At 59.6% G+C, this 25,753-nt stretch carries 37 protein-coding genes; 35 read left to right on the forward strand and 2 right to left on the reverse strand.

Features of this window, described 5'->3' with window-relative positions; all coding sequences use genetic code 11:
- Positions 1 to 2 precede the first annotated feature (2 nt).
- From fusA to dsbD, 33 genes are all read left to right on the forward strand, one after another.
- Positions 3 to 2,105, forward strand: a complete 2,103-nt coding sequence (fusA, locus tag BWP39_RS18245; protein WP_096722759.1) for an elongation factor G — start codon at positions 3 to 5, stop codon at positions 2,103 to 2,105.
- 47 nt (positions 2,106 to 2,152) lie between these two features.
- Complete coding sequence (gene tuf / locus BWP39_RS18250) at positions 2,153 to 3,343, forward strand: elongation factor Tu (RefSeq protein WP_096722746.1); 1,191 nt, start codon at positions 2,153 to 2,155, stop codon at positions 3,341 to 3,343.
- Between the two features lie 134 nt (positions 3,344 to 3,477).
- Entirely contained in the window at positions 3,478 to 3,789 is a 312-nt protein-coding gene (rpsJ, locus tag BWP39_RS18255; RefSeq protein WP_091019600.1) for a 30S ribosomal protein S10, read from the forward strand.
- Between the two features lie 197 nt (positions 3,790 to 3,986).
- Entirely contained in the window at positions 3,987 to 4,646 is a 660-nt protein-coding gene (gene rplC / locus BWP39_RS18260; RefSeq protein ID WP_096722982.1) for a 50S ribosomal protein L3, read from the forward strand.
- A complete protein-coding gene (gene rplD / locus BWP39_RS18265; RefSeq protein WP_096722761.1) occupies positions 4,646 to 5,266 on the forward strand; it encodes a 50S ribosomal protein L4 in 621 nt (206 codons plus the stop codon). The genes rplC and rplD overlap by 1 nt, the downstream gene beginning before the upstream one ends.
- Positions 5,263 to 5,577 carry a 50S ribosomal protein L23 gene (gene rplW / locus BWP39_RS18270; protein WP_091019604.1) on the forward strand — a complete coding sequence of 105 codons (315 nt, stop codon included), beginning with the start codon at positions 5,263 to 5,265 and terminating at the stop codon, positions 5,575 to 5,577. Before rplD ends, rplW begins: the two co-directional genes overlap by 4 nt.
- A 2-nt stretch (positions 5,578 to 5,579) precedes the next feature.
- On the forward strand, positions 5,580 to 6,407 hold the full coding sequence (gene rplB / locus BWP39_RS18275) for a 50S ribosomal protein L2 (RefSeq protein WP_096722763.1): 828 nt from the start codon (positions 5,580 to 5,582) through the stop codon (positions 6,405 to 6,407).
- 10 nt (positions 6,408 to 6,417) lie between these two features.
- Positions 6,418 to 6,693 (forward strand): 30S ribosomal protein S19, encoded by a 276-nt coding sequence (rpsS, locus tag BWP39_RS18280; protein ID WP_091019609.1) that lies wholly within the window; start codon positions 6,418 to 6,420, stop codon positions 6,691 to 6,693.
- 7 nt (positions 6,694 to 6,700) lie between these two features.
- Positions 6,701 to 7,033, forward strand: a complete 333-nt coding sequence (gene rplV / locus BWP39_RS18285; RefSeq protein WP_007180133.1) for a 50S ribosomal protein L22 — start codon at positions 6,701 to 6,703, stop codon at positions 7,031 to 7,033.
- A gap of 11 nt (positions 7,034 to 7,044) precedes the next feature.
- Positions 7,045 to 7,860, forward strand: a complete 816-nt coding sequence (gene rpsC, locus BWP39_RS18290) for a 30S ribosomal protein S3 (protein WP_096722765.1) — start codon at positions 7,045 to 7,047, stop codon at positions 7,858 to 7,860.
- 2 nt (positions 7,861 to 7,862) lie between these two features.
- Positions 7,863 to 8,279 (forward strand): 50S ribosomal protein L16, encoded by a 417-nt coding sequence (rplP, locus tag BWP39_RS18295; protein WP_091019613.1) that lies wholly within the window; start codon positions 7,863 to 7,865, stop codon positions 8,277 to 8,279.
- A gap of 10 nt (positions 8,280 to 8,289) precedes the next feature.
- Positions 8,290 to 8,484 carry a 50S ribosomal protein L29 gene (rpmC, locus tag BWP39_RS18300; protein WP_091019615.1) on the forward strand — a complete coding sequence of 65 codons (195 nt, stop codon included), beginning with the start codon at positions 8,290 to 8,292 and terminating at the stop codon, positions 8,482 to 8,484.
- Positions 8,481 to 8,753, forward strand: a complete 273-nt coding sequence (gene rpsQ, locus BWP39_RS18305; protein ID WP_091019616.1) for a 30S ribosomal protein S17 — start codon at positions 8,481 to 8,483, stop codon at positions 8,751 to 8,753. The genes rpmC and rpsQ overlap by 4 nt, the downstream gene beginning before the upstream one ends.
- A gap of 290 nt (positions 8,754 to 9,043) precedes the next feature.
- Positions 9,044 to 9,412: a 50S ribosomal protein L14 gene (gene rplN / locus BWP39_RS18310; protein WP_091019618.1), complete on the forward strand. Its 369-nt coding sequence runs from the start codon at positions 9,044 to 9,046 to the stop codon at positions 9,410 to 9,412.
- 9 nt (positions 9,413 to 9,421) lie between these two features.
- On the forward strand, positions 9,422 to 9,730 hold the full coding sequence (rplX, locus tag BWP39_RS18315) for a 50S ribosomal protein L24 (RefSeq protein WP_091019620.1): 309 nt from the start codon (positions 9,422 to 9,424) through the stop codon (positions 9,728 to 9,730).
- A 16-nt stretch (positions 9,731 to 9,746) separates the two neighbouring features.
- A complete protein-coding gene (rplE, locus tag BWP39_RS18320; RefSeq protein WP_091019622.1) occupies positions 9,747 to 10,286 on the forward strand; it encodes a 50S ribosomal protein L5 in 540 nt (179 codons plus the stop codon).
- Positions 10,287 to 10,293: 7 nt separating this feature from the next.
- Positions 10,294 to 10,599 carry a 30S ribosomal protein S14 gene (gene rpsN, locus BWP39_RS18325; RefSeq protein ID WP_096722767.1) on the forward strand — a complete coding sequence of 102 codons (306 nt, stop codon included), beginning with the start codon at positions 10,294 to 10,296 and terminating at the stop codon, positions 10,597 to 10,599.
- A gap of 14 nt (positions 10,600 to 10,613) precedes the next feature.
- Positions 10,614 to 11,009, forward strand: coding sequence for a 30S ribosomal protein S8 (gene rpsH, locus BWP39_RS18330; protein WP_091019626.1), 396 nt, complete (start codon positions 10,614 to 10,616; stop codon positions 11,007 to 11,009).
- A gap of 19 nt (positions 11,010 to 11,028) precedes the next feature.
- Complete coding sequence (gene rplF, locus BWP39_RS18335; protein ID WP_096722769.1) at positions 11,029 to 11,559, forward strand: 50S ribosomal protein L6; 531 nt, start codon at positions 11,029 to 11,031, stop codon at positions 11,557 to 11,559.
- A 12-nt stretch (positions 11,560 to 11,571) separates the two neighbouring features.
- On the forward strand, positions 11,572 to 11,937 hold the full coding sequence (gene rplR, locus BWP39_RS18340) for a 50S ribosomal protein L18 (RefSeq protein WP_091019632.1): 366 nt from the start codon (positions 11,572 to 11,574) through the stop codon (positions 11,935 to 11,937).
- A 14-nt stretch (positions 11,938 to 11,951) separates the two neighbouring features.
- A complete protein-coding gene (gene rpsE, locus BWP39_RS18345; protein ID WP_091019634.1) occupies positions 11,952 to 12,470 on the forward strand; it encodes a 30S ribosomal protein S5 in 519 nt (172 codons plus the stop codon).
- Between the two features lie 11 nt (positions 12,471 to 12,481).
- Positions 12,482 to 12,664, forward strand: coding sequence for a 50S ribosomal protein L30 (rpmD, locus tag BWP39_RS18350; protein ID WP_091019636.1), 183 nt, complete (start codon positions 12,482 to 12,484; stop codon positions 12,662 to 12,664).
- 29 nt (positions 12,665 to 12,693) lie between these two features.
- Positions 12,694 to 13,128, forward strand: coding sequence for a 50S ribosomal protein L15 (gene rplO, locus BWP39_RS18355; RefSeq protein WP_091019638.1), 435 nt, complete (start codon positions 12,694 to 12,696; stop codon positions 13,126 to 13,128).
- A 46-nt stretch (positions 13,129 to 13,174) separates the two neighbouring features.
- Complete coding sequence (secY, locus tag BWP39_RS18360) at positions 13,175 to 14,521, forward strand: preprotein translocase subunit SecY (RefSeq protein WP_091019640.1); 1,347 nt, start codon at positions 13,175 to 13,177, stop codon at positions 14,519 to 14,521.
- An 8-nt stretch (positions 14,522 to 14,529) separates the two neighbouring features.
- Entirely contained in the window at positions 14,530 to 14,748 is a 219-nt protein-coding gene (gene infA / locus BWP39_RS18365; RefSeq protein WP_004521905.1) for a translation initiation factor IF-1, read from the forward strand.
- Between the two features lie 20 nt (positions 14,749 to 14,768).
- Positions 14,769 to 14,885 (forward strand): 50S ribosomal protein L36, encoded by a 117-nt coding sequence (gene rpmJ, locus BWP39_RS18370; protein ID WP_004199844.1) that lies wholly within the window; start codon positions 14,769 to 14,771, stop codon positions 14,883 to 14,885.
- A 41-nt stretch (positions 14,886 to 14,926) separates the two neighbouring features.
- Positions 14,927 to 15,292 carry a 30S ribosomal protein S13 gene (rpsM, locus tag BWP39_RS18375; protein WP_091019643.1) on the forward strand — a complete coding sequence of 122 codons (366 nt, stop codon included), beginning with the start codon at positions 14,927 to 14,929 and terminating at the stop codon, positions 15,290 to 15,292.
- Positions 15,293 to 15,320: 28 nt separating this feature from the next.
- Positions 15,321 to 15,725: a 30S ribosomal protein S11 gene (gene rpsK, locus BWP39_RS18380; protein ID WP_091019645.1), complete on the forward strand. Its 405-nt coding sequence runs from the start codon at positions 15,321 to 15,323 to the stop codon at positions 15,723 to 15,725.
- Positions 15,726 to 15,871: 146 nt separating this feature from the next.
- A complete protein-coding gene (gene rpsD / locus BWP39_RS18385; RefSeq protein ID WP_091019647.1) occupies positions 15,872 to 16,495 on the forward strand; it encodes a 30S ribosomal protein S4 in 624 nt (207 codons plus the stop codon).
- A gap of 124 nt (positions 16,496 to 16,619) precedes the next feature.
- Complete coding sequence (locus BWP39_RS18390) at positions 16,620 to 17,597, forward strand: DNA-directed RNA polymerase subunit alpha (protein WP_091019650.1); 978 nt, start codon at positions 16,620 to 16,622, stop codon at positions 17,595 to 17,597.
- A 143-nt stretch (positions 17,598 to 17,740) separates the two neighbouring features.
- Entirely contained in the window at positions 17,741 to 18,136 is a 396-nt protein-coding gene (gene rplQ / locus BWP39_RS18395; RefSeq protein ID WP_091019652.1) for a 50S ribosomal protein L17, read from the forward strand.
- 225 nt (positions 18,137 to 18,361) lie between these two features.
- Positions 18,362 to 18,688, forward strand: a complete 327-nt coding sequence (cutA, locus tag BWP39_RS18400; protein WP_235851458.1) for a divalent-cation tolerance protein CutA — start codon at positions 18,362 to 18,364, stop codon at positions 18,686 to 18,688.
- A complete protein-coding gene (gene dsbD, locus BWP39_RS18405) occupies positions 18,681 to 20,561 on the forward strand; it encodes a protein-disulfide reductase DsbD (protein WP_096722772.1) in 1,881 nt (626 codons plus the stop codon). The genes cutA and dsbD overlap by 8 nt, the downstream gene beginning before the upstream one ends.
- Before the next feature lie 96 nt (positions 20,562 to 20,657).
- On the opposite strand, the gene hemB is transcribed toward dsbD, so the two are convergent.
- Together hemB and yihA are read right to left on the reverse strand one after the other, a co-directional pair.
- Positions 20,658 to 21,656, reverse strand: coding sequence for a porphobilinogen synthase (gene hemB / locus BWP39_RS18410; RefSeq protein WP_096722774.1), 999 nt, complete (start codon positions 21,654 to 21,656; stop codon positions 20,658 to 20,660).
- A gap of 249 nt (positions 21,657 to 21,905) precedes the next feature.
- Positions 21,906 to 22,556, reverse strand: a complete 651-nt coding sequence (gene yihA, locus BWP39_RS18415) for a ribosome biogenesis GTP-binding protein YihA/YsxC (RefSeq protein WP_096722776.1) — start codon at positions 22,554 to 22,556, stop codon at positions 21,906 to 21,908.
- Positions 22,557 to 22,763: 207 nt separating this feature from the next.
- On the opposite strand from yihA, the gene BWP39_RS18420 reads away from it, so the two are divergent.
- Both BWP39_RS18420 and BWP39_RS18425 read left to right on the forward strand, forming a co-directional pair.
- Entirely contained in the window at positions 22,764 to 23,417 is a 654-nt protein-coding gene (locus BWP39_RS18420; RefSeq protein WP_091019661.1) for a c-type cytochrome, read from the forward strand.
- Between the two features lie 122 nt (positions 23,418 to 23,539).
- Positions 23,540 to 25,750, forward strand: a complete 2,211-nt coding sequence (locus BWP39_RS18425; protein ID WP_096722778.1) for a cytochrome c biogenesis protein ResB — start codon at positions 23,540 to 23,542, stop codon at positions 25,748 to 25,750.
- Positions 25,751 to 25,753: the final 3 nt, after the last annotated feature.

Below are 25,753 nucleotides of genomic sequence, written 5' to 3' on the forward strand. Positions count from 1 at the left end.
AAGTGGCTCGCAAGACTCCCATCGAGCGCTACCGCAATATCGGTATTAGCGCTCACATCGACGCCGGCAAGACGACGACGACCGAGCGCATTCTGTTTTACACCGGCGTGAACCACAAGATTGGTGAAGTGCACGACGGCGCTGCAACCATGGACTGGATGGAGCAGGAGCAGGAGCGCGGCATCACGATTACGTCCGCTGCTACTACGGCCTTCTGGAAGGGCATGGGCGGCAACTATCCGGAACACCGCATCAACATCATCGACACGCCGGGTCACGTCGACTTCACGATTGAAGTTGAGCGCTCGATGCGCGTGCTCGACGGCGCATGCATGGTGTATTGCGCAGTGGGCGGTGTGCAGCCGCAGTCGGAAACCGTGTGGCGTCAGGCGAACAAGTACAAGGTTCCCCGTCTCGCATTCGTCAACAAGATGGACCGTACCGGCGCGAACTTCTTCAAGGTCTATGACCAGTTGAAGACGCGTCTGAAGGCGAATCCGGTTCCGGTCGTAGTGCCGATCGGTTCGGAAGAAAACTTCAAGGGCGTCGTCGATCTGATCAAGATGAAGGCGATCGTGTGGGACGAAGCGTCGCAAGGCACGAAGTTCGACTACATCGACATCCCGGCTGAACTCGTTGACACGTGCAACGAGTGGCGCGAAAAGATGATCGAGTCGGCTGCTGAAGCCAGCGAAGAGCTGATGGAAAAGTACCTCGGCGGCGAAGAGCTGTCCGAAGCGGAAGTGGTGAAGGCGCTGCGCGACCGTACGATCGCGTGCGAAATCCAGCCGATGCTGTGCGGTACCGCGTTCAAGAACAAGGGCGTGCAGCGCATGCTCGACGCCGTGATCGATTTCCTGCCGTCGCCGATCGACATTCCCCCGGTGACGGGTGAACTCGAAAACGGCGAGAAGGCGGAGCGCCGTGCTGCTGACGACGAAAAGTTCTCGGCACTCGCGTTCAAGATCATGACGGACCCGTTCGTCGGCCAGCTGATCTTCTTCCGTGTGTACTCGGGCGTCGTGAAGTCGGGCGATACGCTGCTGAATGCGACCAAGGACAAGAAGGAACGTCTCGGCCGGATTCTGCAGATGCACGCGAACCAGCGCGAAGAAATCAAGGAAGTGCACGCGGGCGACATCGCCGCGGCTGTCGGCCTGAAGGAAGCGACGACGGGCGACACGCTGTGCGATCCGCAGCATCCTATCGTGCTCGAACGCATGATTTTCCCGGAGCCGGTGATCTCGCAGGCCGTTGAGCCGAAGACGAAAGCCGACCAGGAAAAGATGGGTCTCGCACTGAACCGTCTCGCGCAGGAAGATCCGTCTTTCCGCGTGGCAACCGACGAAGAGTCGAGCCAGACCATCATTTCGGGCATGGGCGAGCTGCACCTGGAAATTCTCGTTGACCGGATGAAGCGTGAATTCGGCGTCGAGGCAACCGTTGGCAAGCCGCAGGTGGCCTACCGCGAAACCATTCGCGGCACGGCAACCGATGTCGACGGCAAGTTCGTCAAGCAGTCGGGTGGTCGCGGCCAGTATGGTCACGCAACGATCACGCTCGAGCCGAACGAGCAGGGCAAGGGTTACGAGTTCCTCGACGAGATCAAGGGTGGCGTGATTCCGCGCGAATACATCCCGGCCGTCGACAAGGGTATCCAGGACACGCTGAAGGCAGGCGTGCTGGCTGGCTTCCCGGTGGTTGATGTGAAGGTTCACCTGACGTTCGGTTCGTACCACGACGTCGACTCGAACGAAAATGCGTTCCGTATGGCTGGCTCGATGGCGTTCAAGGAAGCGATGCGCCGCGCGAACCCGGTCGTGCTCGAGCCGATGATGGCGGTGGAAGTGGAAACGCCTGAAGACTACATGGGTAACGTGATGGGTGACCTGTCGGGTCGCCGCGGTATCGTTCAGGGCATGGAAGACATGGTCGGCGGCGGCAAGATCGTCCGCGCAGAAGTGCCGTTGTCGGAAATGTTCGGTTACTCGACGTCGCTGCGTTCGCTCACGCAAGGGCGCGCAACGTACACGATGGAATTCAAGCACTACGCTGAAGCACCGCGCAACGTGTCCGAAGCGATCATTAACGCGAAGTCGAAGTAAGACTTTCGGCACCATTCATCGATTAACTTTTTTGAAAGAAGAGAAACATGGCTAAAGGTAAATTCGAGCGGACGAAGCCGCACGTGAACGTTGGCACGATCGGTCACGTTGACCACGGCAAGACCACGCTGACGGCAGCGATCACGACGGTGCTGACCGCGAAGTTCGGCGGCGAAGCGAAGGCGTACGACCAGATCGACGCAGCGCCGGAAGAAAAGGCGCGCGGTATCACGATCAACACGGCGCACGTCGAGTACGAAACGGCGAACCGCCACTACGCGCACGTTGACTGCCCGGGCCACGCTGACTATGTGAAGAACATGATCACGGGTGCAGCGCAGATGGACGGCGCAATCCTGGTGTGCTCGGCCGCTGACGGCCCGATGCCGCAAACGCGTGAGCACATCCTGCTGGCGCGTCAGGTCGGTGTGCCGTACATCATCGTGTTCCTGAACAAGTGCGACATGGTGGACGACGCCGAGCTGCTGGAACTCGTCGAAATGGAAGTTCGCGAACTTCTGTCGAAGTACGACTTCCCGGGCGACGACACGCCGATCATCAAGGGTTCGGCCAAGCTGGCGCTGGAAGGCGACAAGGGCGAACTGGGTGAAGTGGCGATCATGAGCCTGGCCGATGCACTGGACACGTACATCCCGACGCCGGAGCGCGCAGTGGACGGCGCATTCCTGATGCCGGTGGAAGACGTGTTCTCGATCTCGGGTCGCGGTACGGTGGTGACGGGCCGGGTTGAGCGCGGTGTCGTGAAGGTCGGCGAAGAAATCGAAATCGTCGGGATCAAGCCGACGGTGAAGACGACGTGCACGGGCGTGGAAATGTTCCGCAAGCTGCTCGACCAGGGTCAGGCAGGCGACAACGTGGGTATCCTGCTGCGCGGCACGAAGCGTGAAGACGTGGAGCGTGGCCAGGTGCTGGCCAAGCCGGGTTCGATCAACCCGCACACGCACTTCACGGCAGAAGTGTACGTGCTGAGCAAGGATGAAGGCGGCCGTCACACGCCGTTCTTCAACAACTACCGTCCGCAGTTCTACTTCCGTACGACGGACGTGACGGGCTCGATCGAGCTGCCGAAGGACAAGGAAATGGTGATGCCGGGCGACAACGTGACGATCACGGTGAAGCTGATCAACCCGATCGCCATGGAAGAAGGCCTGCGCTTCGCTATCCGCGAAGGCGGTCGTACCGTCGGCGCCGGTGTCGTTGCCAAGATCCTCGAGTAAAATCGCGGGCTTGCTGTTGTAGTTGCAGTAAAGGTGCCCGGGACCGGGTGCCCGCCTCCGCGGAGGGTGCCCGGTCCTACGTTCTTTTTTAATCCGGCGGTGCGAGACCGCCTCGCTCTTTTCAAGGAATTGTCATGCCGAACCAGAAAATCCGTATTCGCCTGAAGGCTTTCGACTATCGCCTGATCGATCAATCGGCTGCTGAAATCGTCGATACGGCCAAGCGCACTGGCGCGATCGTCCGTGGTCCGGTGCCGCTGCCGACGCGTATTCAACGCTTCGACATTCTGCGCTCGCCGCACGTCAACAAGACGTCGCGTGACCAGCTCGAAATTCGTACCCACCAGCGCCTGATGGACATCGTCGATCCGACGGACAAGACCGTCGACGCATTGATGAAGCTCGATCTGCCGGCTGGCGTGGATGTCGAAATCAAGCTGCAATAAGGTTCTACCGGCTGCCCGGGGTACCGGGCAGTGCTAAGTCATTGATTGCTTGCGGAAAACGAAAAGCCTGCTATAATGCAAGGCTTTTCGCGCATTTGCGCAAAAAAGTCGGTGCGATTTCCCGGTTAAACCCGGGTCCGAGCGCCGGCATTTTGTAAATTAGCCCCGACCAATCGCAGTCGGGAATGGAGAAAACGATGAGCCTTGGACTCGTAGGTCGCAAGGTTGGCATGACCCGTATCTTCACGGCTGAAGGGGATTCGATTCCCGTTACCGTGCTGGACGTGTCCGACAACCGCGTGACGCAGATCAAGACTGTTGAAACCGACGGCTACACAGCTGTTCAGGTTGCGTTCGGTACGCGCCGTGCTTCACGCGTGGTGAAGCCGCTCGCAGGTCATCTCGCCAAAGCCGGTGTTCAGGCAGGCGAAATCCTCAAGGAATTCCAGATCGATGCCACTAAGGCAGCCGAGTTGTCGGCTGGCACAGTGGTGGACGTCGATGTCTTCGAAGTGGGCCAGAAAGTCGACGTGCAAGGCGTGTCGATCGGTAAGGGCTACGCCGGTACCATCAAGCGTCACAACTTCGCATCTGGCCGTGCCTCGCACGGTAACTCGCGCTCGCACAACGTGCCGGGTTCGATCGGTATGGCGCAGGATCCGGGCCGTGTGTTCCCGGGTAAGCGCATGACCGGTCACATGGGTGACGACACCGTTACGGTACAAAACCTCGAAATCGCTCGTATCGACACCGACCGCAAGCTGTTGCTGGTCAAGGGTGCCGTTCCGGGTGCGAAAGGCGGCAAGGTCTTCGTGACGCCGGCCGTGAAGACGCGTGCCGTGAAAGGAGCGAAATAATGGAACTTAAGCTCCTGAACGCCAATGGTCAGGAAGGCGCAGCAGTCAGCGCGTCGGACGTCGTGTTCGGCCGTGACTACAACGAAGCCCTGATTCACCAGGTCGTGGTGGCCTACCAGGCCAATGCCCGTAGCGGCAACCGCGCGCAGAAAGATCGTGAGCAGGTCAAGCACACGACCAAGAAGCCGTGGCGCCAGAAGGGTACGGGCCGTGCCCGTGCCGGTATGTCGTCGAGCCCGTTGTGGCGCGGCGGTGGCCGTATCTTCCCGAATTCGCCGGAAGAAAACTTCTCGCACAAGGTCAACAAGAAGATGCATCGCGCAGGTCTCTGCTCGATCTTCTCGCAGCTGGCCCGTGAAGGCCGTATCTCGGTGGTCGACGAGATGACGCTCGAAGCGCCGAAGACCAAGCTGCTGGCCGAAAAATTCAAGGCAATGGGTCTCGATTCCGTGCTGGTCATTACCGACACGGTTGACGAAAACCTGTACCTCGCGTCGCGCAACCTCGCCCACGTGGCGGTTGTCGAGCCGCGTTATGCCGACCCGCTGTCGCTGATCTACTTCAAGAAAGTACTGATCACGAAAGCCGCGGTCGCCCAGATCGAGGAGTTGCTGTCATGAGCGAGATTCGCAAAAACGATCATCGTTTGATGCAGGTTCTGCTCGCGCCGGTGATCTCCGAAAAAGCGACGCTGGTGGCCGACAAGCACGAGCAGGTCGTGTTCGAAGTCGCGCCGGATGCGACGAAGCAGGAAGTTAAGGCTGCTGTCGAGCTGCTGTTCAAGGTGGAAGTCAATTCCGTCAACGTGCTGGTCCAGAAGGGTAAAGCCAAGCGCTTTGGCCGCTTCATGGGCAAGCGCAAGGACGTGAAGAAGGCGTATGTCTGCCTGAAGCCCGGCCAGGAAATCAACTTTGAAGCGGAGGCCAAGTAATCATGGCAATCGTTAAAGTTAAGCCGACTTCGCCGGGCCGCCGTGCGATGGTCAAGGTGGTCAACAAGGATCTGCATAAGGGCAAGCCGTTCGCACCGCTGCTCGATTCGCAGAGCGTGACCGCCGGCCGTAACAACAACGGCCACATCACCACGCGCCATAAGGGCGGTGGTCATAAGCAACAGTACCGTATCGTCGATTTCAAGCGTACGAAGGACGGCATTCCGGCAAAGGTCGAGCGTCTCGAATACGATCCGAACCGCAGCGCAAACATCGCGCTGGTTCTGTACGCAGACGGCGAACGTCGCTACATCATCGCATCGAAGGGTATGACGGTCGGCCAGCAACTGCTGTCCGGTTCGGAAGCGCCGATCAAGGCGGGCAACACGCTGCCGATCCGCAACATCCCCGTCGGTACGACGATTCACTGCATCGAAATGCTGCCGGGCAAGGGCGCGCAAATCGCGCGTTCGGCCGGCACGTCGGCCATGCTTCTGGCTCGTGAAGGCACGTACGCGCAGGTTCGCCTGCGCTCCGGCGAAATCCGCCGCGTGCACGTCGAGTGCCGCGCAACGATCGGTGAAGTGGGCAACGAAGAACACAGCCTCCGTCAAATCGGTAAGGCCGGCGCAAATCGCTGGCGCGGTATCCGTCCGACGGTGCGTGGCGTTGTCATGAACCCGGTCGACCACCCGCACGGTGGTGGTGAAGGCAAGACGGCAGCAGGTCGCCATCCGGTGAGCCCGTGGGGCACGCCGACGAAGGGCTACCGTACCCGCAGCAACAAGCGCACGACGAGCATGATCGTCCAGCGCCGTCACAAGCGTTAAGGAGCAGACAATGGCACGTTCTGTAAAAAAAGGTCCGTTCTGCGACGCCCATTTGCTGAAGAAGGTAGAGGCGGCTGCAGCTACGCGCGACAAGAAACCGATCAAGACCTGGTCGCGTCGTTCGACGATCCTGCCGGACTTCATCGGTCTGACGATCGCCGTTCATAACGGCCGTCAACACGTTCCGGTGTATGTCTCGGAAAACATGGTCGGCCACAAGCTTGGCGAGTTTGCATTGACCCGTACGTTCAAGGGTCATGCAGCCGACAAGAAGGCCAAGAAATAAGGGGCTCATGATGGAAGTGAAAGCAATTCATCGCGGTGCCCGCATCTCGGCGCAGAAAACGCGCCTTGTGGCTGACCAGATCCGCGGTTTGCCGGTCGACAAGGCGCTGAACGTTCTGACGTTCTCGCCGAAGAAGGCGGCTGGCATCGTGAAAAAGGTCGTGCTGTCGGCGATCGCGAATGCGGAGCACAACGAAGGCGCTGATATCGACGAGCTCAAGATCACGAGCATCTATATCGATAAGGCGGCCTCTCTCAAGCGGTTCACCGCGCGCGCTAAAGGCCGCGGCAACCGCATCGAGAAGCAATCCTGTCACATCACTGTGACGGTCGGGAATTAAGGGGTCATACGATGGGACAGAAAATTCATCCGACTGGCTTCCGTTTGGCCGTCAGCCGCAATTGGGCGTCGCGTTGGTACGCGAACAACAACAATTTCGCGGCGATGTTGCAGGAAGACATCGGTGTTCGTGAATACCTGAAGAAGAAGCTGAAGAACGCTTCGGTGGGCCGTGTTGTGATCGAGCGTCCGGCAAAGAACGCTCGCATCACGATTTACAGCTCGCGTCCGGGTGTCGTGATCGGCAAGAAGGGCGAGGACATCGAACTGCTGAAGTCCGAGCTGCAGAAGCGCATGGGTGTTCCGGTTCACGTGAACATCGAAGAAATCCGCAAGCCGGAAACTGATGCGCAACTGATCGCCGATTCGATTACGCAACAGCTCGAGCGCCGGATCATGTTCCGTCGCGCGATGAAGCGTGCAATGCAAAACGCGATGCGTCTCGGTGCCCAGGGCATCAAGATCATGAGCGCGGGCCGTCTGAACGGGATCGAAATCGCCCGTACGGAATGGTATCGCGAAGGTCGCGTACCGCTTCATACGCTGCGTGCGGACATCGACTACGCCACTTCGGAAGCGAAGACGACGTACGGCATCATCGGCGTCAAGGTGTGGGTCTACAAGGGCGACACGCTTGGCCGCAACGACGCACCGGTGGTGGAAGAAGTCGCTGAAGAAAAGCGTCCGCGCCGCAACGCGCGCCCGGGTGGCGATCGTCGTCCGCGCCGTGATGGCGAAGGCGGAGCCCCGGCAGGTGCGCGCCGTGGCGCGCCGCGTCGCGCGACGACGGGTGGCAAGCCCGACGGCGACGGCAAGACTGGAGAATAACGATGCTGCAACCGAAACGCAGAAAGTATCGCAAAGAGCAGAAAGGTCGTAACACCGGCGTGGCTACTCGCGGCAACGCGGTGTCGTTCGGTGAGTACGGTCTGAAGTCGATCGGTCGTGGCCGCCTGACGGCGCGTCAGATTGAGGCTGCTCGTCGTGCCATGACGCGTCACATCAAGCGCGGCGGCCGGATCTGGATCCGCATTTTCCCGGACAAGCCGATCTCGCAAAAGCCGGCTGAAGTACGGATGGGTAACGGTAAAGGTAACCCTGAGTACTACGTCGCAGAGATTCAACCGGGCAAGATGCTGTACGAAATGGACGGCGTAACCGAAGAACTGGCACGCGAAGCGTTCCGTCTGGCTGCAGCGAAGCTGCCGCTGAAGACGGCGTTTATCGTGCGCCAGCTCGGCGCCTAAGGAGTAAACGATGAAGGCTTCCGAACTTCACCCGAAAGATCAGGCCGCGCTCAACAAGGAGCTGTCGGACCTGTTGAAGGCGCAATTCGGCCTGCGCATGCAACTCGCGACCCAGCAGCTCACGAACACGAGTCAGCTGAAGAAGGTTCGTCGCGACATCGCACGTGTGCGGACCGTCCTGACTGAGAAGGCGAACCAGAAATGAACGATAGCGTAAAAACCTCGCTTAAGCGGACGCTGGTCGGCAAGGTCGTCAGCAACAAGATGGACAAGACGGTTACCGTGCTGGTCGAGCACCGCGTGAAGCACCCGATGTACGGCAAGTACGTTGTGCGCTCGAAGAAGTATCACGCGCACGACGAGACGAACACGTACAACGAGGGTGACCTCGTTGAAATCCAGGAAACTCGTCCGATCGCAAAGACGAAGGCCTGGACCGTGTCGCGCCTCGTTGAAGCAGCTCGCGTGATCTAAAGATTGCACAGTTGTAGCAGTAGCTGAAATCGCAGTAAGTTTCGCTTGCAAGACCGAGATTATTTGTTATAATCTCGGTCTTCCCTCTTTGTGGGAGCCCCATCGCGGGCGAAGTTGGTGGGGGAAGCAGTTCGGACGCCAGTCCGGGCTGAAAGATTCACCGGATTGCGATGGCGGGTTTCGTTTGCTGTCGCTGCTGTTCTTACCCAAGCAGCCAGTCGGCTGACGGGACCAAGACTGACCGGGTGTGCCATGGTGGTGCGTCCGGATTAAGTTGGGAATGATAAACCATGATCCAGACCGAAACTCGGCTTGAAGTGGCCGACAACACGGGTGCACGTGAAGTCCTGTGCATCAAGGTGCTCGGCGGCTCGAAGCGTCGTTATGCCAGCATCGGCGACATCATCAAGGTGAGCGTCAAAGAGGCAACGCCGCGCGGGCGCGTCAAGAAAGGCGAAATTTATAACGCCGTGGTGGTTCGCACCGCCAAGGGCGTGCGTCGTCCGGACGGCTCGCTGATCAAGTTCGACGGCAATGCCGCCGTGCTTTTAAATGCCAAGCTTGAGCCGATCGGCACCCGCATTTTCGGGCCGGTTACACGTGAGTTGCGTACCGAACGGTTTATGAAGATCGTTTCGTTGGCACCGGAAGTGCTGTAAGGAGTCGCGATGAACAAGATTCGCAAGGGTGACGAGGTCATCATCATCACCGGCAAAGACAAAGGCAAGCGCGGCGTCGTGCTGGCCCTTGACGAAGATCGCCTGACTGTCGAAGGCATCAACATCGTCAAGAAGCATGTCAAGCCAAATCCGATGAAGGGTACGACGGGCGGCGTGGAAGCAAAGACAATGCCGTTGCACATTTCGAACGTCGCGCTGGTCGACGGAAATGGCAAGCCGTCGCGTGTCGGCATCAAGGTCGAGGGAGACAAGAAAGTTCGTTTCCTGAAATCGACCGGTGCAGTGCTGAGCGCCTGACGCTGCGGAGTGAAAAATGGCACGTTTGCAAGAGTTTTATAAAGAGAAGGTTGTTCCCGGCCTGACCGAGAAGTTCGGTTACAAGTCCGTGATGGAAGTGCCGCGCATCACCAAGATCACCCTGAACATGGGTCTTGGCGAAGCCGTCGCTGACAAGAAGATCATCGAAAACGCTGTGGGCGATCTGACGAAGATCGCTGGTCAGAAGCCGGTGATCACGAAGGCGCGCAAGGCAATTGCCGGCTTCAAGATCCGTCAGGGCTATCCGATCGGTGCGATGGTCACGTTGCGTGGCCAGGCAATGTACGAATTTCTGGACCGTTTCGTGACGGTTGCGCTCCCCCGGGTGCGTGACTTCCGTGGCGTGTCGGGTCGTGCGTTCGACGGTCGCGGCAACTACAACATCGGTGTGAAAGAGCAGATCATTTTCCCCGAAATTGACTACGACAAGATCGACGCACTGCGTGGGCTGAACATCAGCATCACGACGACTGCGAAGACTGACGACGAAGCAAAGGCACTGCTCGCCAGCTTCAAGTTCCCGTTCAGAAACTGAGGTTACCGTGGCTAAACTGGCACTGATCGAACGTGAAAAGAAGCGCGCCCGCCTTGCAGCGAAGTTCGCACCGAAGCGCCTTGCGCTGAAGGCGATCATCGACGATCAAAGCAAGACGGACGAAGAGCGTTATGCAGCCCGTCTGGAACTGCAGCAACTGCCGCGCAATTCGAACCCGACCCGTAAGCGCAATCGTTGCGCGATTACTGGTCGCCCGCGCGGCACGTTCCGCAAATTCGGCCTTGCCCGTAGCAAGATTCGCGAAATCGCGTTCCGTGGCGAGATCCCTGGCCTGACCAAGGCGAGCTGGTAATAGGAGAGATGTAAATGAGCATGAGTGATCCTATCGCCGATATGCTGACTCGCATCCGCAACGCGCAGATGGTCGAGAAGGTTTCGGTGACAATGCCCTCGTCGAAAGTCAAGATTGCGATCGCGCAGGTCCTGAAGGACGAAGGCTATATCGATGATTTCGCAGTGAAGTCCGAAGGTGCGAAGTCTGAATTGAATATCGCGTTGAAGTACTACGCTGGCCGCCCGGTTATCGAACGCCTTGAACGCGTTTCGAAGCCTGGTCTGCGTGTGTACCGTGGCCGTAACGACATCCCTCAGGTCATGAATGGCTTGGGGGTGGCGATCGTTTCGACGCCCAAGGGTGTGATGACTGACCGCAAGGCTCGCGCTACTGGCGTGGGCGGCGAAGTCATCTGCTACGTCGCTTAAGCCGAAAGGAGAGAGAAACATGTCTCGAGTAGGTAAAAGCCCGATCGTGCTGCAAGGCGCAGAAGTTGCCTTGAGCGGCGACGACATCATCGTCAAGGGCCCACTGGGTACGATTTCGCGGGCTGGCAACAGCCTCGTGAAGGTGGCGATCGACAGCGGCGTCGTGAAGTTCGAGCCGGCTGACGAAAGCCGCGAAGCGAATGCGATGTCGGGCACGATGCGCGCACTGGTTGCGAACATGGTGCACGGCGTTACGAAGGGTTTCGAGCGCAAGCTGACGCTGGTTGGCGTCGGTTACCGCGCACAGGCGCAAGGCGACAAGCTGAATCTGTCGCTGGGTTTCTCGCACCCGGTGGTGCACCAGATGCCGGAAGGCATCAAGGCTGAAACCCCGACGCAAACCGAAATCGTGATCAAGGGAATCGACAAGCAGAAGGTTGGCCAGGTAGCTGCGGAAGTTCGCGGTTATCGTCCGCCCGAGCCCTATAAGGGCAAGGGTGTGCGCTACGCCGACGAAGTCGTGATCCTTAAAGAAACGAAGAAGAAGTAAGGGTGCGCAATCATGGATAAGACTCAATCTCGCCTGCGCCGCGCTCGTCAGACGCGTATCAAGATCGCTGAGCTGCAGGTCGCGCGTCTCGCCGTGCATCGCACGAACACGCACATCTATGCACAGGTGTTCTCGCCGTGCGGCACCAAGGTGCTCGCCAGCGCGTCGACGCTCGAAGCCGAAGTGCGTGCAGAACTGGCCGAAAAGACAGGCAAGGGCGGCAACGTCGCCGCTGCCACGCTGATCGGCAAGCGCATCGCAGAAAAGGCTAAGGCTGCCGGCATCGAATCCGTCGCCTTCGACCGCTCGGGTTTCCGCTACCACGGCCGCGTTAAGGCGCTGGCTGATGCGGCGCGCGAAGCCGGGCTCAAGTTCTAAGGGAAGAATTCGTCATGGCAAAGATGCAAGCGAAAGTTCAGGCTGACGAACGCGACGATGGCCTTCGTGAAAAGATGATCTCGGTCAATCGCGTGACCAAGGTGGTGAAGGGCGGCCGGATTCTCGGTTTCGCCGCACTGACCGTGGTTGGCGATGGCGATGGTCGCGTCGGTATGGGCAAGGGCAAGGCGAAGGAAGTGCCGGTTGCCGTCCAGAAGGCAATGGAACAGGCTCGTCGCAACATGTTCAAGGTACCGCTCAAGAACGGTACGTTGCAGCACGAAGTGCACGGTAAGCACGGCGCATCGATGGTCCTCCTCGCTCCGGCGAAGGACGGTACCGGTGTGATCGCCGGCGGCCCGATGCGCGCAGTGTTCGACGTGATGGGCGTGCAGAATGTTGTGGCCAAGAGCCACGGTTCGACGAACCCGTACAACCTCGTTCGTGCAACGCTCGACGGCCTGCGCAAGCAGTCGACGCCGGGTGATATCGCGGCGAAGCGTGGCAAGTCCGTCGAAGAAATTCTCGGCTAAAGGTGGACACCATGTCTGAAAAAACTGTCAAGGTTCAGCTCGTCAAGAGCGTGATTGGGACCCGCGAAACACACCGTGCAACGGTCCGTGGTCTCGGCCTGCGCCGACTCAACTCGGTTAGCGAGTTGCAAGACACGCCTGCTGTGCGCGGCATGATCAACAAGGTTTCGTACCTCGTTAAGGTCATCGGCTAAGCAGCTGACCGGGACTCAAGGAGTTGATAATGGAATTGAATACCCTGAAGCCGGCAGAAGGCTCGAAGCACGCTAAGCGTCGCGTCGGTCGCGGCATCGGCTCCGGCCTCGGCAAAACCGCAGGTCGTGGCCATAAAGGTCAGAAATCGCGTTCGGGCGGCTTCCACAAGGTGGGTTTCGAAGGCGGTCAGATGCCTTTGCAACGCCGTCTGCCGAAGCGCGGCTTCACCTCGCTGACGAAGGAATTTGTCGGTGAAGTGCGTCTCTCGGATCTGGAAAAGCTGCCGGTCGACGAAATCGATCTGCTCGCACTGAAGCAAGCCGGCTTGGTCGGCGAACTGACGCGCAGCGCCAAGATCATCGCTACGGGCGAACTGAAGCGCAAGATCGTGGTGAAGGGTTTGGGTGCGACGAAGGGCGCGCGTGCTGCGATTGAAGCAGCAGGCGGTTCTTTTGCCGAGTAACGAGCAAGTCGGTTGCCGTCACTAGCATTTGCATCGGAGAAGCTACTTGGCTAACAGCCCGAGTCTCGCAAAACCCGGTCGAAGCGCGGCGAAGTATGGCGATCTGCGTCGGCGGGCAGTGTTTCTGCTGCTGGCACTGATCGTCTACCGTATCGGCGCGCATATTCCGGTGCCGGGTATTGACCCGGACCAACTGGCAAAGCTGTTCCAAAGCCAGTCGGGCGGCATCCTTGGCATGTTCAACATGTTCTCGGGTGGCGCACTTTCGAGGTTTACGATTTTTGCGCTGGGGATCATGCCGTATATCTCGGCGTCGATCATCATGCAGTTGCTGGCGATCGTATCGCCGCAGCTCGAGGCGCTGAAGAAGGAAGGGCAGTCGGGACAGCGAAAGATCACGCAGTACACGCGGGTCTTTACGGTTGTGCTGGCAACGTTCCAGGCTTTTGGTATTGCGGTGGCGCTGGAGAATCAACCGGCGTTGGTAATCGATCCGGGGATGGTATTCCGGTTGACGACGGTCGTGACGCTCGTGACGGGCACGATGTTCCTGATGTGGCTCGGCGAGCAGATCACGGAACGCGGTCTTGGTAACGGTATTTCGATCATCATCTTCGGCGGGATTGCGGCGGGTTTCCCGAACGCGATCGGCGGGCTGGTCTCGCTGGTGCAAACCGGCTCGATGGGTCCCGTGTCGGCGATTATCGTGGTCGCGCTGATTGCTGCTGTGACGTATCTGGTGGTGTTTATCGAACGCGGCCAGCGCAAGATTCTTGTGAATTACGCGAAGCGGCAGGTCGGCAACAAGATTTACGGCGGTCAGTCTTCGCATTTGCCGCTGAAGCTGAACATGTCGGGTGTGATTCCGCCGATCTTCGCATCGTCGATCATCCTGTTCCCGGCAACTATCCTGAACTGGTTTAGTTCGGGGTCGCGCACAGGCTGGTTCTCGGACACGCTGCATAACGTGGCCGAAGCGCTGAAGCCTGGGCAACCGGTGTATGTATTGCTGTATGCGTTGGCAATCGTGTTTTTCTGCTTTTTCTACACCGCGCTGGTGTTCAACAGCAGAGAAACAGCTGACAACCTGAAGAAGAGCGGCGCTTTCGTCCCAGGCATTCGCCCGGGCGATCAGACGGCGCGATATATCGACCGCATTCTCACGCGTTTGACGCTGGCGGGTGCGATCTACATCGTGTTTGTTTGCCTGCTGCCCGAGTTTCTGGTGCTGCGCTGGAACGTGCCGTTTTATTTTGGTGGAACGTCGCTGCTGATCATTGTCGTCGTCACAATGGATTTCATGGCGCAGGTGCAGTCGTACGTTATGTCGCAACAGTATGAATCGCTGCTGAAGAAAGCAAACTTCAAAGGCGGCGGCGTCCCGATGCGTTGAAAGGACACATGGCCAAAGACGATGTAATCCAGATGCAGGGTGAGGTCATCGAAAACCTCCCCAACGCTACCTTTCGGGTGAAGCTGGAAAACGGCCATGTCGTATTGGGACACATATCCGGGAAGATGCGGATGCACTACATCCGCATCCTGCCCGGCGACAAGGTGACGGTTGAATTGACGCCTTACGATCTGTCGCGTGCGCGGATCGTGTTCCGGGCGAAGTGATTTGAAAAAAGGGTAATATCATGAAAGTGATGGCATCGGTTAAGCGCATTTGCCGCAATTGCAAGATCATCAAGCGCAAGGGCGTTGTGCGGGTGATTTGCAGTTCTGATCCGCGCCACAAACAGCGTCAAGGCTGAACGCCGCGCTTTTGCTTGCGCTTTTTGTTTGAGGAAAAACAATGGCTCGTATCGCAGGGGTTAACATCCCGAACCACCAGCATACCGAAATCGGCCTGACGGCGATCTACGGTATTGGCCGCACGCGTTCACGCGACATTTGCGTCGCGTCTGGTGTGGCATTTTCGAAGAAGGTCAAGGACCTGAGCGACGCAGACCTCGAAAAGCTGCGTGAAGAAATCGGCAAGTTCATCGTCGAAGGCGATCTGCGCCGTGAGACGACGATGAACATCAAGCGCCTGATGGATCTGGGCTGCTACCGTGGCGTGCGCCATCGCAAGGGCCTGCCCCTGCGTGGTCAGCGTACGCGTACGAACGCCCGTACACGCAAGGGTCCGCGTCGTGCAGCGCAGTCGCTGAAGAAGTAAGCGGAATTGACAGTTACAGGAAAACGTAATGGCTAAGGCTTCGAACAACTCGGCGGCGCAACGCGTTCGCAAGAAGGTCAAGAAGAACGTCGCCGAGGGCGTGGTTCACGTTCACGCGTCGTTCAACAACACCATCATCACGATCACCGATCGTCAAGGCAACGCGCTTGCCTGGGCAACGTCGGGTGGTCAGGGCTTCAAGGGCTCGCGTAAGTCGACGCCGTTTGCAGCTCAGGTGGCAGCCGAATCGGCTGGCCGCGTGGCGATGGAATACGGCGTGAAGAACCTCGAAGTGCGGATCAAGGGCCCTGGCCCTGGCCGTGAGTCCGCGGTGCGCGCGCTGCATGGTCTTGGTATCAAGATCACCACGATCTCCGACGTGACGCCGGTTCCGCACAACGGCTGCCGTCCGCCGAAGCGTCGCCGTATCTAAGGCGCCGCGTTTGCTTGTGCCTGTTGCCGCCTTGGGCGTCGACAGGCTACTTGCGTTATTGAATTAACTAAGCCCACCGTTCGACCCAAAGGGTTCGGACTAGCGTGAATGCAAGTTCACGTGATCAATCATAGAAGGAATGCAAAGTGGCACGTTATATCGGCCCTAAAGCCAAGTTGTCCCGCCGTGAAGGCACTGACCTCTTCCTGAAGAGCGCCCGTCGTTCGCTCGCTGACAAGTGCAAGCTTGACAGCAAGCCTGGCCAGCATGGCCGCACCTCGGGTGCCCGTACGTCCGACTACGGCACGCAGCTGCGCGAAAAGCAAAAAGTGAAGCGCATCTACGGTGTGCTCGAACGCCAGTTCCGCCGCTACTTCGCTGACGCCGATCGTATCAAGGGCAACACGGGTGAAAACCTGTTGCAACTGCTCGAGTCGCGTCTCGACAACGTCGTGTATCGCATGGGCTTTGGCTCGACGCGCGCTGAAGCACGTCAGCTCGTGGGCCACAAGGCGATCACGGTGAACGGCGTCGTCTCCAACATTCCGTCGATGCAAATTAAGGCTGGCGACGTCGTGTCGGTGCGCGAACAGGCGAAGAAGCAGGCGCGGATTCTCGAAGCGCTGTCGCTGGCCGAGCAAGGCGGTCTGCCGAGCTGGGTCTCCGTCGATTCGAAGAAATTCGAAGGCACGTTCAAGCAAAAGCCGGAACGCAGCGACATCGCTGGCGATATCAACGAAAGCCTGATCGTCGAATTGTATTCGCGGTAATCGGATTGACGGCCGGGGCGCCCTGATTGCGCTGAGCAAGGGGGCGGCTCGGCTGTTTATTTTCAGGTTGTTACCGGTCAGCCTTATCGGTGTAACGAGCCGAGGGTATTGAAAAGGAAAACCTATGCAAACCAGTTTGTTGAAGCCCAAGATCATCGCTGTCGAATCGCTTGGCGAGAGCCACGCGAAAGTGGTCATGGAGCCGTTTGAACGCGGCTATGGCCATACCTTGGGTAACGCGCTTCGGCGCGTGCTGCTGTCGTCGATGATCGGCTACGCGCCGACCGAAGTGACGATCGCAGGCGTCGTGCATGAGTACTCGACGCTCGACGGTGTGCAAGAGGATGTCGTCAACCTGTTGTTGAACCTCAAGGGTGTCGTATTCAAGTTGCACAATCGTGACGAAGTGACGGTCACGTTGCGCAAGGAAGGCGAAGGCCTCGTTACCGCCGGCGATATCGAACTCGCCCACGATTGCGAAGTCATCAACCCTGACCACGTCATCGCGCATCTGTCGAAGGGCGGCAAGCTCGACGTGCAGATCAAGGTCGAAAAGGGCCGTGGCTATGTGCCGGGCAACGTGCGTCGTTATGGCGAAGAATCGGCCAAGATCATCGGTCGTATCGTGCTGGATGCATCGTTCTCGCCGGTTCGCCGTGTGAGTTACGCCGTGGAAAGCGCGCGTGTCGAACAGCGTACCGACCTCGACAAGCTCGTGATGAACATCGAAACCAACGGTGTGATCTCGCCCGAAGAAGCGATCCGTCAATCGGCGCGCATCCTGGTCGACCAGCTGTCGGTGTTCGCCGCGCTGGAAGGCACGGAAGCCGCTGCTGAAGCGCCGTCGCGTGCACCGCAGATCGATCCGATCCTGCTGCGTCCGGTGGACGATCTTGAGTTGACGGTTCGTTCCGCGAACTGCCTGAAGGCCGAGAACATCTACTACATCGGCGACCTGATCCAGCGTACGGAAAACGAGTTGCTGAAGACGCCGAACCTGGGCCGCAAGTCGCTGAACGAGATCAAGGAAGTACTCGCTTCGCGCGGTCTGACGCTGGGTATGAAGCTGGAAAACTGGCCGCCGGCTGGTTTGGACAAGTAAATCGCAGGCTGTACCGCGACTGGTAAAGGCGCGGATTTTCCTTTAAAATCCGCGTCTTGCCTTTTTTCACTACCGGCCCGTGCTTCCGCAGTAAAGGAAGCGATAGAAGAGCTGGACCAAAACTTTGAATCGAAGGAACTGAAATGCGTCACCGTCATGGTTTGCGGAAACTGAACCGCACGAGCAGCCACCGTCTGGCAATGCTCCGTAACATGTCCAACTCGCTGATCGAGCACGAAGTCATCAAGACGACGCTGCCGAAGGCGAAGGAACTCCGTAAAGTCGTCGAGCCGCTGATCACGCTCGGCAAGAAGCCGTCGCTGGCCAATCGTCGTCTGGCGTTCAACCGCCTGCGCGATCGTGACTCGGTGGGCAAGCTGTTCGACGTGCTCGGTCCGCGTTTCGCGAACCGTCCGGGCGGCTACCTGCGCATCCTGAAGTTCGGTTTCCGCGTCGGCGACAATGCACCGATGGCGCTGGTCGAACTGCTCGATCGTCCGGAAACCCCGGAAGGCGACAACGTTACTGAAGCAGAATAAATTCTGCGGCCGCAGTTGAAGATCTGCGGCAACGAATTGTGCTAAAAAGCCAGGCTCACAATGCCTGGCTTTTTTGTTGGTGCCGATAGCTATCGCGCCTGTTCTTGCGCCTGTTTTCACCCTATACCGCGCGACCGATAGCCGCACTGGCCGCGAGCGGGCGCACAGCATCAGGTGTTACGATTGCGGCATCCGATTTCCCCGCTGCCGGAGCCGTTTGTGAGCGTGAACGTGACCTTGATTCTGACCACCGTGCCCGATGTGGACACCGCCCAGAAGCTTGCGTCCGATGCGCTGACCTCGCGACTCGCAGCCTGTGTAACGCAGCTCGGGGACGTGCAATCGAGCTATCACTGGCAAGGCAAGATCGAATCCGCGGACGAGATCCAGTTGCTCTTCAAGACCAGCGCGGTTCGCGCGCTGGAACTGGAACAGTTCATTCAGGCGCATCATCCGTACGACACGCCTGAGATCCTTTCATGGCAAGTCACCGCATCTGCCGCATACGGGCAGTGGGTCAACGCCGAAACCCAACGCCCCCTTCATGTTTAAGCGTACTGACCGTCGATCGAACCTCGCAACATCCGTCGTCGCACTGCTGCTTTCTTGTCTTGCGTTGATCCTGCTGTCGACGGGTGTCGCACGCGCCGCCGACGATTTCCTCGATCCCGCCGATGCATTCCGCTTCAGCGCAAGCGAACAACCCGGTGTCGTCGACGTTCACTACAAGATCGCCGACGGGTACTACATGTACCGCGAGCGCTTTGCCTTCGCGGTGAAAAGCGGTACCGCGACGCTCGGCGATCCGCAGTTGCCGGCCGGTCATGTGAAGTTCGATCAGACGTTCGCGAAAAACGTCGAGACCTATCGCGGCGATCTGACGATCCATATTCCCGTTAAACAGGCTACCGGCGGTTTCGATCTGGCGGTGACGTCGCAGGGCTGTGCCGATGCAGGCATCTGCTATCCGCCGATGGAGCGTGTCTATCACGTGAGCGGTGCTGCGCTCCACGCTGCGGCGGCCACGACCGCTACGACGCCTGCGCCAACATCGGCGGGGCAGCAGGGCTCGTGGTACGAACGCGCAACGAGCGCTGACTATGCGCAATCGTTGCTCGAAGGCGGTGGCTTCTTCACGATCGTTGGCTTGTACTTCATCGCGGGTGTCGTATTGAGCCTGCTGCCGTGTTCGTATCCGATGATCCCGATTCTGTCCGCGATCATCATCGGTGAAGGTGCGCGGGTTACGCGCAGGCGCGGCTTCTCGTTGTCGCTCGCCTACGTGATCGGGATGGCGCTCGTCTACACAGCGCTCGGCATTGCCGCGGCACTGATCGGCCAGAGCCTCGGCGCGTGGCTGCAGAACCCCTGGGTGCTCGGCGTCTTCGCGGTGCTGCTCACGGCGTTTGCGTTGACGCTGATCGCAGGTTTCGATATCGCCCTGCCGCAGCGCTGGCAGGATGGTGTGTCGAAGGCATCGCAGGGACGCTCGGGCGGCAAGTTCGCGGCCGTCGCGGTGATGGGCGCGCTTTCGGCACTCGTCGTTGGCGCATGCATGACCGCGCCGTTGTTCGCCGTGCTTGCGTTCATTGCGCATACAGGAAACGCATGGCTTGGTGGGGCCGCACTGTTCTCGATGGGGATCGGGCTTGGCGTTCCCCTGCTGATCATCGGTCTCGGTGCGGGAACGCTGCTGCCGCGCGCCGGCACCTGGATGGATGGCGTGAAGGTGTTCTTCGGCATCGTGCTGCTGGCGGCTGCGTTATGGATCGTCTGGCCGGTGCTTGGCGCGACCGCACAGATGCTGCTGAGCGTGTTGTGGCTGCTCGTCGCCGCAGCGGGACTCGGTCTGTTTTCGACGCAGGCGGCTGGCGGTTCGATCTGGCGTGGCCTCGGGCGCGGGCTCGGCGCAGCGCTGGCGATCTGGGCCGCGGTGCTGCTCGTCGGCCTCGCAGCGGGATCGACCGATCCGCTGCGGCCGCTCGCTGTTCTCGCAGCGCGTGATGCAGCGGTGGGGGCAGGCGGCGCGCAAGCCGCGCAGGCGGCGCAGAGCGATCTCATCTTTGCGCCGGTCCGGTCGTCGCAGCAACTCGATCAGGCGGTCGCCGCAAGCAACCAGCCAGCGATGCTCGATTTTTATGCCGACTGGTGCGTGAGCTGCAAGGAAATGGAGAAGTTCACGTTCAGCGATCCGCGCGTGCAGGCGCGACTCAAGCAGATGGCTCTGCTGCGCGCCGACGTGACGGCGAACAATTCCGACGACCAGGCGCTGCTCAAGCGCTTCAAGCTGTTCGGGCCGCCCGGCATTATTTTCTTCGATCGTAGCGGGAAGGAAGTGCTGCGCGTCGTCGGTTATGAATCGGCGGATGTGTTTCTGCGTAGTCTCGACCGTGCTGCGGCTGCGACTCCGCAGCCGCAATCGTGAGCGGTACTGCATAAGCAGCAGGCAAAAAGCAAAGGCGCTGATCAGCGCCTTTGCTTTTCCCATACTCGCACGGCCGCGTCGTGCGGCCTGCGCCAACTACCCCTGAGCCCGCAACAGCCGCGCAGCATCGAGCGCAAAGTACGTCAACACACCATCGGCGCCAGCCCGCTTGAACGCCAGCAGCGCTTCCATCATCGCCTTATCGTGATCCAGCCAGCCGTTTTGCGCGGCGGCCTTGAGCATCGCGTATTCGCCACTCACCTGGTACACATAGGTCGGAAAGCGGAACTCATCCTTCACGCGCCGCACGATGTCCAGATACGGCATGCCGGGCTTCACCATCACCATGTCCGCGCCTTCGTCGATGTCCGCCTGCACTTCGCGCAGCGCTTCATCGGTGTTGGCCGGATCCATCTGATAGGTCATCTTGTTGCTCTTGCCCAGATTCGTCGCCGAACCGACCGCGTCGCGGAACGGGCCGTAGAAGGCCGACGCGTACTTCGCCGAATAAGCCATGATCCGCGTATGGATGTGGTCATCGCTTTCGAGCATCTCGCGGATCGCGCCGATGCGCCCGTCCATCATGTCCGACGGTGCGACGATATCGACGCCGGCTTCCGCCTGCGCACGCGCCTGATCGACGAGGATCTCGACGGTTTCGTCGTTGATCACGTAGCCGTTTTCGTCGAGTACACCGTCCTGGCCGTGGCTCGTGTACGGATCGAGTGCAACGTCTGTCAGGATGCCCAGTTCGGGGAAGCGTTTCTTCAGCTCGCGGACCGCACGCGGGATCAGACCGGCTTCATTGGTCGCTTCACGACCATCGGGTGTCTTCAGCGACGGCTCGATGGCCGGAAACAGTGACAGCACGGGTATGCCCAGCGCAACGCACTGCTCGGCTACGCCCATCAGCAAATCGACCGATACGCGTTCGACGCCCGGCATCGACGGCACGGCCTGTTTCTGGTTGCTGCCCTCGACGACGAATACCGGGTAGATCAGGTCGTTGGTGGTGAGGATGTTCTCGCGCATCATGCGGCGCGAGAAGTCGTCGCGGCGCATGCGGCGCGGACGGTGATGCGGATAGAAGCTCATGGCGAATATGGAAGAGATGACAAAATGGCCTACCGCGGGGCTTGCCGCGCGCCCCGAAAACTCTTTTTGAGACAATGGTATATCATACCGATCGAGCAAGGCGCCATGCGCTGACCTCCCCGCTTCTCCTCCCTGAGCGGGTGCCTGTCGTTTTTCGATTAGGCTGTTTCGCCCGCCGTCACATAGCGGCGGGTTTTTTTATGGGCGATCGAAAAACGCTACGGCGAGGTCGAAGCCGGTCCGGATGCGTCAGGCATCGACACCCACGGAAGACTCGCCCGGTATGAGCCAGCTCTCGATCAGCACATGCGCCTCATCCAGCCCGATCCGCTTCAGCGACGAAAACAGCTGCGCGCTCAGTTCGCCCTGATAGCCGGCCGCCTTGTACTCGGCGAAACCCTTCTGTGCAGCCCGCAGCGTGTTGACGCATTCCTGACGCGTCAATTTGTCGCACTTCGTCAGCAGGGCGTGGATCGGTTTGCCGGTCGGCGCGAACCATTCGATCATGCGGCGATCCAGCTCGGTCAACGGACGCCGTGCGTCCATCATCAGGATCATGCCGCGCAACTGCGCGCGCGACTGCAGGTAGGTCGACAGCAGCGCCTCCCAGTGGGCCTTGGCCGCACCCGGCACCTCGGCATAACCGTAGCCGGGCAGGTCGACCACGTGGGCGACCGGCTCGTCTGCAGGCCCCACGGAGAAGTAATTGATATGCTGCGTGCGCCCCGGCGTCTTGCTGGCGAACGCCAGTTGTTTTTGATTGCACAGCACATTGATGGCCGTCGATTTACCCGCGTTCGACCGTCCGGCGAATGCAATCTCAGGCTGAGGCGTTGCCGGCAGATCGCGTAAATGATTGACGGTAGTGAAGAAACGGGCTTGGTGGAGCAGAAAGGCCATGGAGGAACCAGGAGGTGAGACGCGACGGGAACCCGGATTGGGGCCGGGACATGCCCGACTGGCGTCTTCGCGATTAGCGAGTTATTGTACAATACGACGGTTTACTGAATACCAGCGAGGCCAGTGCGCGCGTCTTTGCAAGGTTGTTCGGTCACCGTCGTGTTTTGCAAAACATCTAATTCCCACAAGACGAGACAGGGTGTGCGAATGAATCGACTGGGCAAGTTTCTGGTGGTACTTCACACAGCAGCAGGTCTTTCAGTTTTCGCGGCACAGGCAAGAGCAGCAGATCCGGCAAAGCCGGACGCCAACAAAGGGCAGGTCATCGCGACGCAGGTTTGCGCGGCATGCCATGCAGCAGACGGAAATAGCGCCGGCGGCGCGTATCCAAAGCTGGCAGGCCAGCATCCCGAGTATCTCGTCAAGCAGCTCAAAGATTTCAAGACGCAGCCCGGTGCGACGAAGCCCGCGCGGAACAACGCGATCATGGTGGGCATCGTGGCTGGACTGTCCGACCAGGACATGGTCAACGTAGCAACGTATTTCTCCGAGCAGACACCCAAGCCGGGTTTCGCGCATAACAAGGACACGGTTGCGCTCGGTCTGAAGATTTATCGCGGCGGCATCGCGGAGAAGGGCGTACCGGCATGCGCAAGCTGCCACGGTCCGACCGGTCAGGGCATTCCGTCGCAGTATCCGCGGTTGTCGGGGCAGTGGGCCGACTACACCGTGGCGCAGTTGACCGCGTTCCAGCAGGGTCCGGGCGCGCGGAACAACAACGAGGCGATGCATACGATCGCATCGCGTCTGTCGGATAGCGAGATCAAGGCAGTAGCCGATTACATCGCGGGCTTGCACTAAACAGCGGTCCGCACGCAAGTGCAGCCGGCCCGGCGAGGCCGGTGAAAAACAAGAAAAGGGTGGGGGCGTCGCGCCCATAGCGACAGCCCTCCACCCTTTTTTGCTGTTCAGTCGGAGTTTGAATGAGCGTCACCACGTCGGGTTTGCAGTTGAAGTCGGGTCAGCGGGTCGTCCGTCGCACAGTCGAGCTACTGAGTTCGATGCGCTTTGCGATCGCCTTGCTCGTGATCCTCGCGATCGCCAGCATCATCGGCACCGTGCTCACCCAGGACGACCCGTACCCCAACTACGTCAACCAGTTCGGCCCGTTCTGGGCGGACATTTTCCGCTCGCTGTCGCTGTACAACGTGTACAGCGCGTGGTGGTTCATGCTGATTCTCAGCTTCCTCGTCGTATCGGTGTCGCTGTGCGTGATCCGCAACGCGCCGAAGATGCTGGCCGACATGAAGAGCTGGAAAGACAAGGTACGCGAAGGCAGCCTGCGCGCGTTCCATCACAAGGGTGAGTTCGCCGTGAGCGGTACGCGGGCGGACGCGACCGCGCTGCTGGCGCGTCTGTCCGGCAAGCTCGGCTACCGGTTCGTCACACGCGAGAGCGAAGGCGCAACGTTGATTGCGGCGAAACGCGGCGCGCTGACGAAGATCGGGTACATCTTCGCGCACGTTGCGTTTGTGGTGATCTGTATCGGTGGGCTGCTCGACAGCAACCTGCCAATCAAGCTGCAGATGCTGCTGTTCGACAAGACACCGGTTCGTGGCAACACGGTCATCAACGACATTGCCGCCGAGCACCGTCTCTCGCAGAACAACCCGACCTTCCGCGGCTATGCGTGGGTGCCCGAAGGACAGTATGTGTCGACGGCAATCCTGAACCAGCAGGACGGTTCGCTGATCCAGGATCTGCCGTTTTCGATCGAGCTGAAGAAGTTCATCGTCGACTACTACTCGACGGGCATGCCGAAGCTGTTCGCGAGCGATATCGTCGTGATCGATCACAAGACTGGCGAACGTATTCCGGCGCGCGTCGAGGTGAACAAGCCGTTCACCTACGACGGCGTGTCGATCTACCAGTCGAGCTTCCAGGACGGCGGCTCACAGATGCAGATGACTGCGTTTCCGATGGTCGGCGGCACGACGAAGACGATGCCGTTTAGCGGCACGATCGGCAATTCGGCGCCGCTTTCCCCCGCGATGCCAGGCGTGAACGGCCAGACCGTCGAATTCGCCGATTTCCGTGCGATCAACGTCGAGAACATCTCGGACGGCAGCGGGATGAACGACGCGCGCGGCGTGGCTGCTCACCGCACGCTGAAGGAAGCGTTCGACGAACGGCTCGGCTCCGGTGCGAAGACATCGAAGCCACTCGATCTGCATAACGTAGGCCCATCGGTGCAGTACAAGGTCCGCGGCAAGGACGGCCAGGCACGCGAGTACAACAACTACATGCTGCCCGTCGATGTCGCCGGCGAACGAATGTTCCTCGCCGGCATGCGCGTCAATCCCGACGATCCATTCCGCTATCTGCGAATTCCCGCCGACAGCGGCGGTACCGTCAACGAGTGGATGAATCTGCGCGCGGCGTTCGAAGACCCGGCGCTGCGTGCCGAAGCCGCGCGTCGTTTCGCGGCGCGCTCGGTGCCCGAGGCGAACCGCGATCTGCAGGAACATTTGCAGGAAAGCGCCGTGCGCGTGCTGACCTTGTTCGCCGGCGCCGATAGCAGCATGGGCCAGACGTCGACCGGGCAGGACATGGGCGGGTTCCAGGCGGTGGCGGGCTTCATCGACCGTTCGGTGCCGAAGGCTGAGCAGGAAAAGGCCGCCGGATTGCTGCTGCGCATGCTGGAAGGCGCGACCTGGGACCTGTGGCAACTGTCCCGTGCCCAGGCCGGCGAAGCACCGGAAACGCCCACAGCGGACAACAGCCGCTTCCTGCAAAGCGCGATCAACGCGATATCTGACAGCTTTTTGTATGGTTCGCCGGTCTATTTGCAGCTGGATTCATTCAAGCAGGTGCAAGCTTCGGTATTTCAGCTCACGCGCGCACCTGGCAAAAAAGTCGTGTATCTTGGCAGCCTGCTCCTCGTGCTAGGCATCTTCTCGATGTTCTACGTCCGCGAACGAAGGCTGTGGTTCTGGCTCAGAGATACCGATCGCGGCGTCAACATCGTCATGGCGATGTCCAGCGCCCGCAAGACACTCGATTTCGAAAAAGAGTTTGTCCAGACGCGCGACGCGGTCGGTGCGGCGCTGGGCGCCAAACCGACCGACGCATCCGGCCCAGCCGGCGCCTCCACGGCGCCGCAGCCCTCAGGCTCACCCGATTCGACCCGGTAAGAA

Source organism: Paraburkholderia acidicola (assembly GCF_002362315.1).
GTDB classification, from domain to species: domain Bacteria; phylum Pseudomonadota; class Gammaproteobacteria; order Burkholderiales; family Burkholderiaceae; genus Paraburkholderia; species Paraburkholderia acidicola.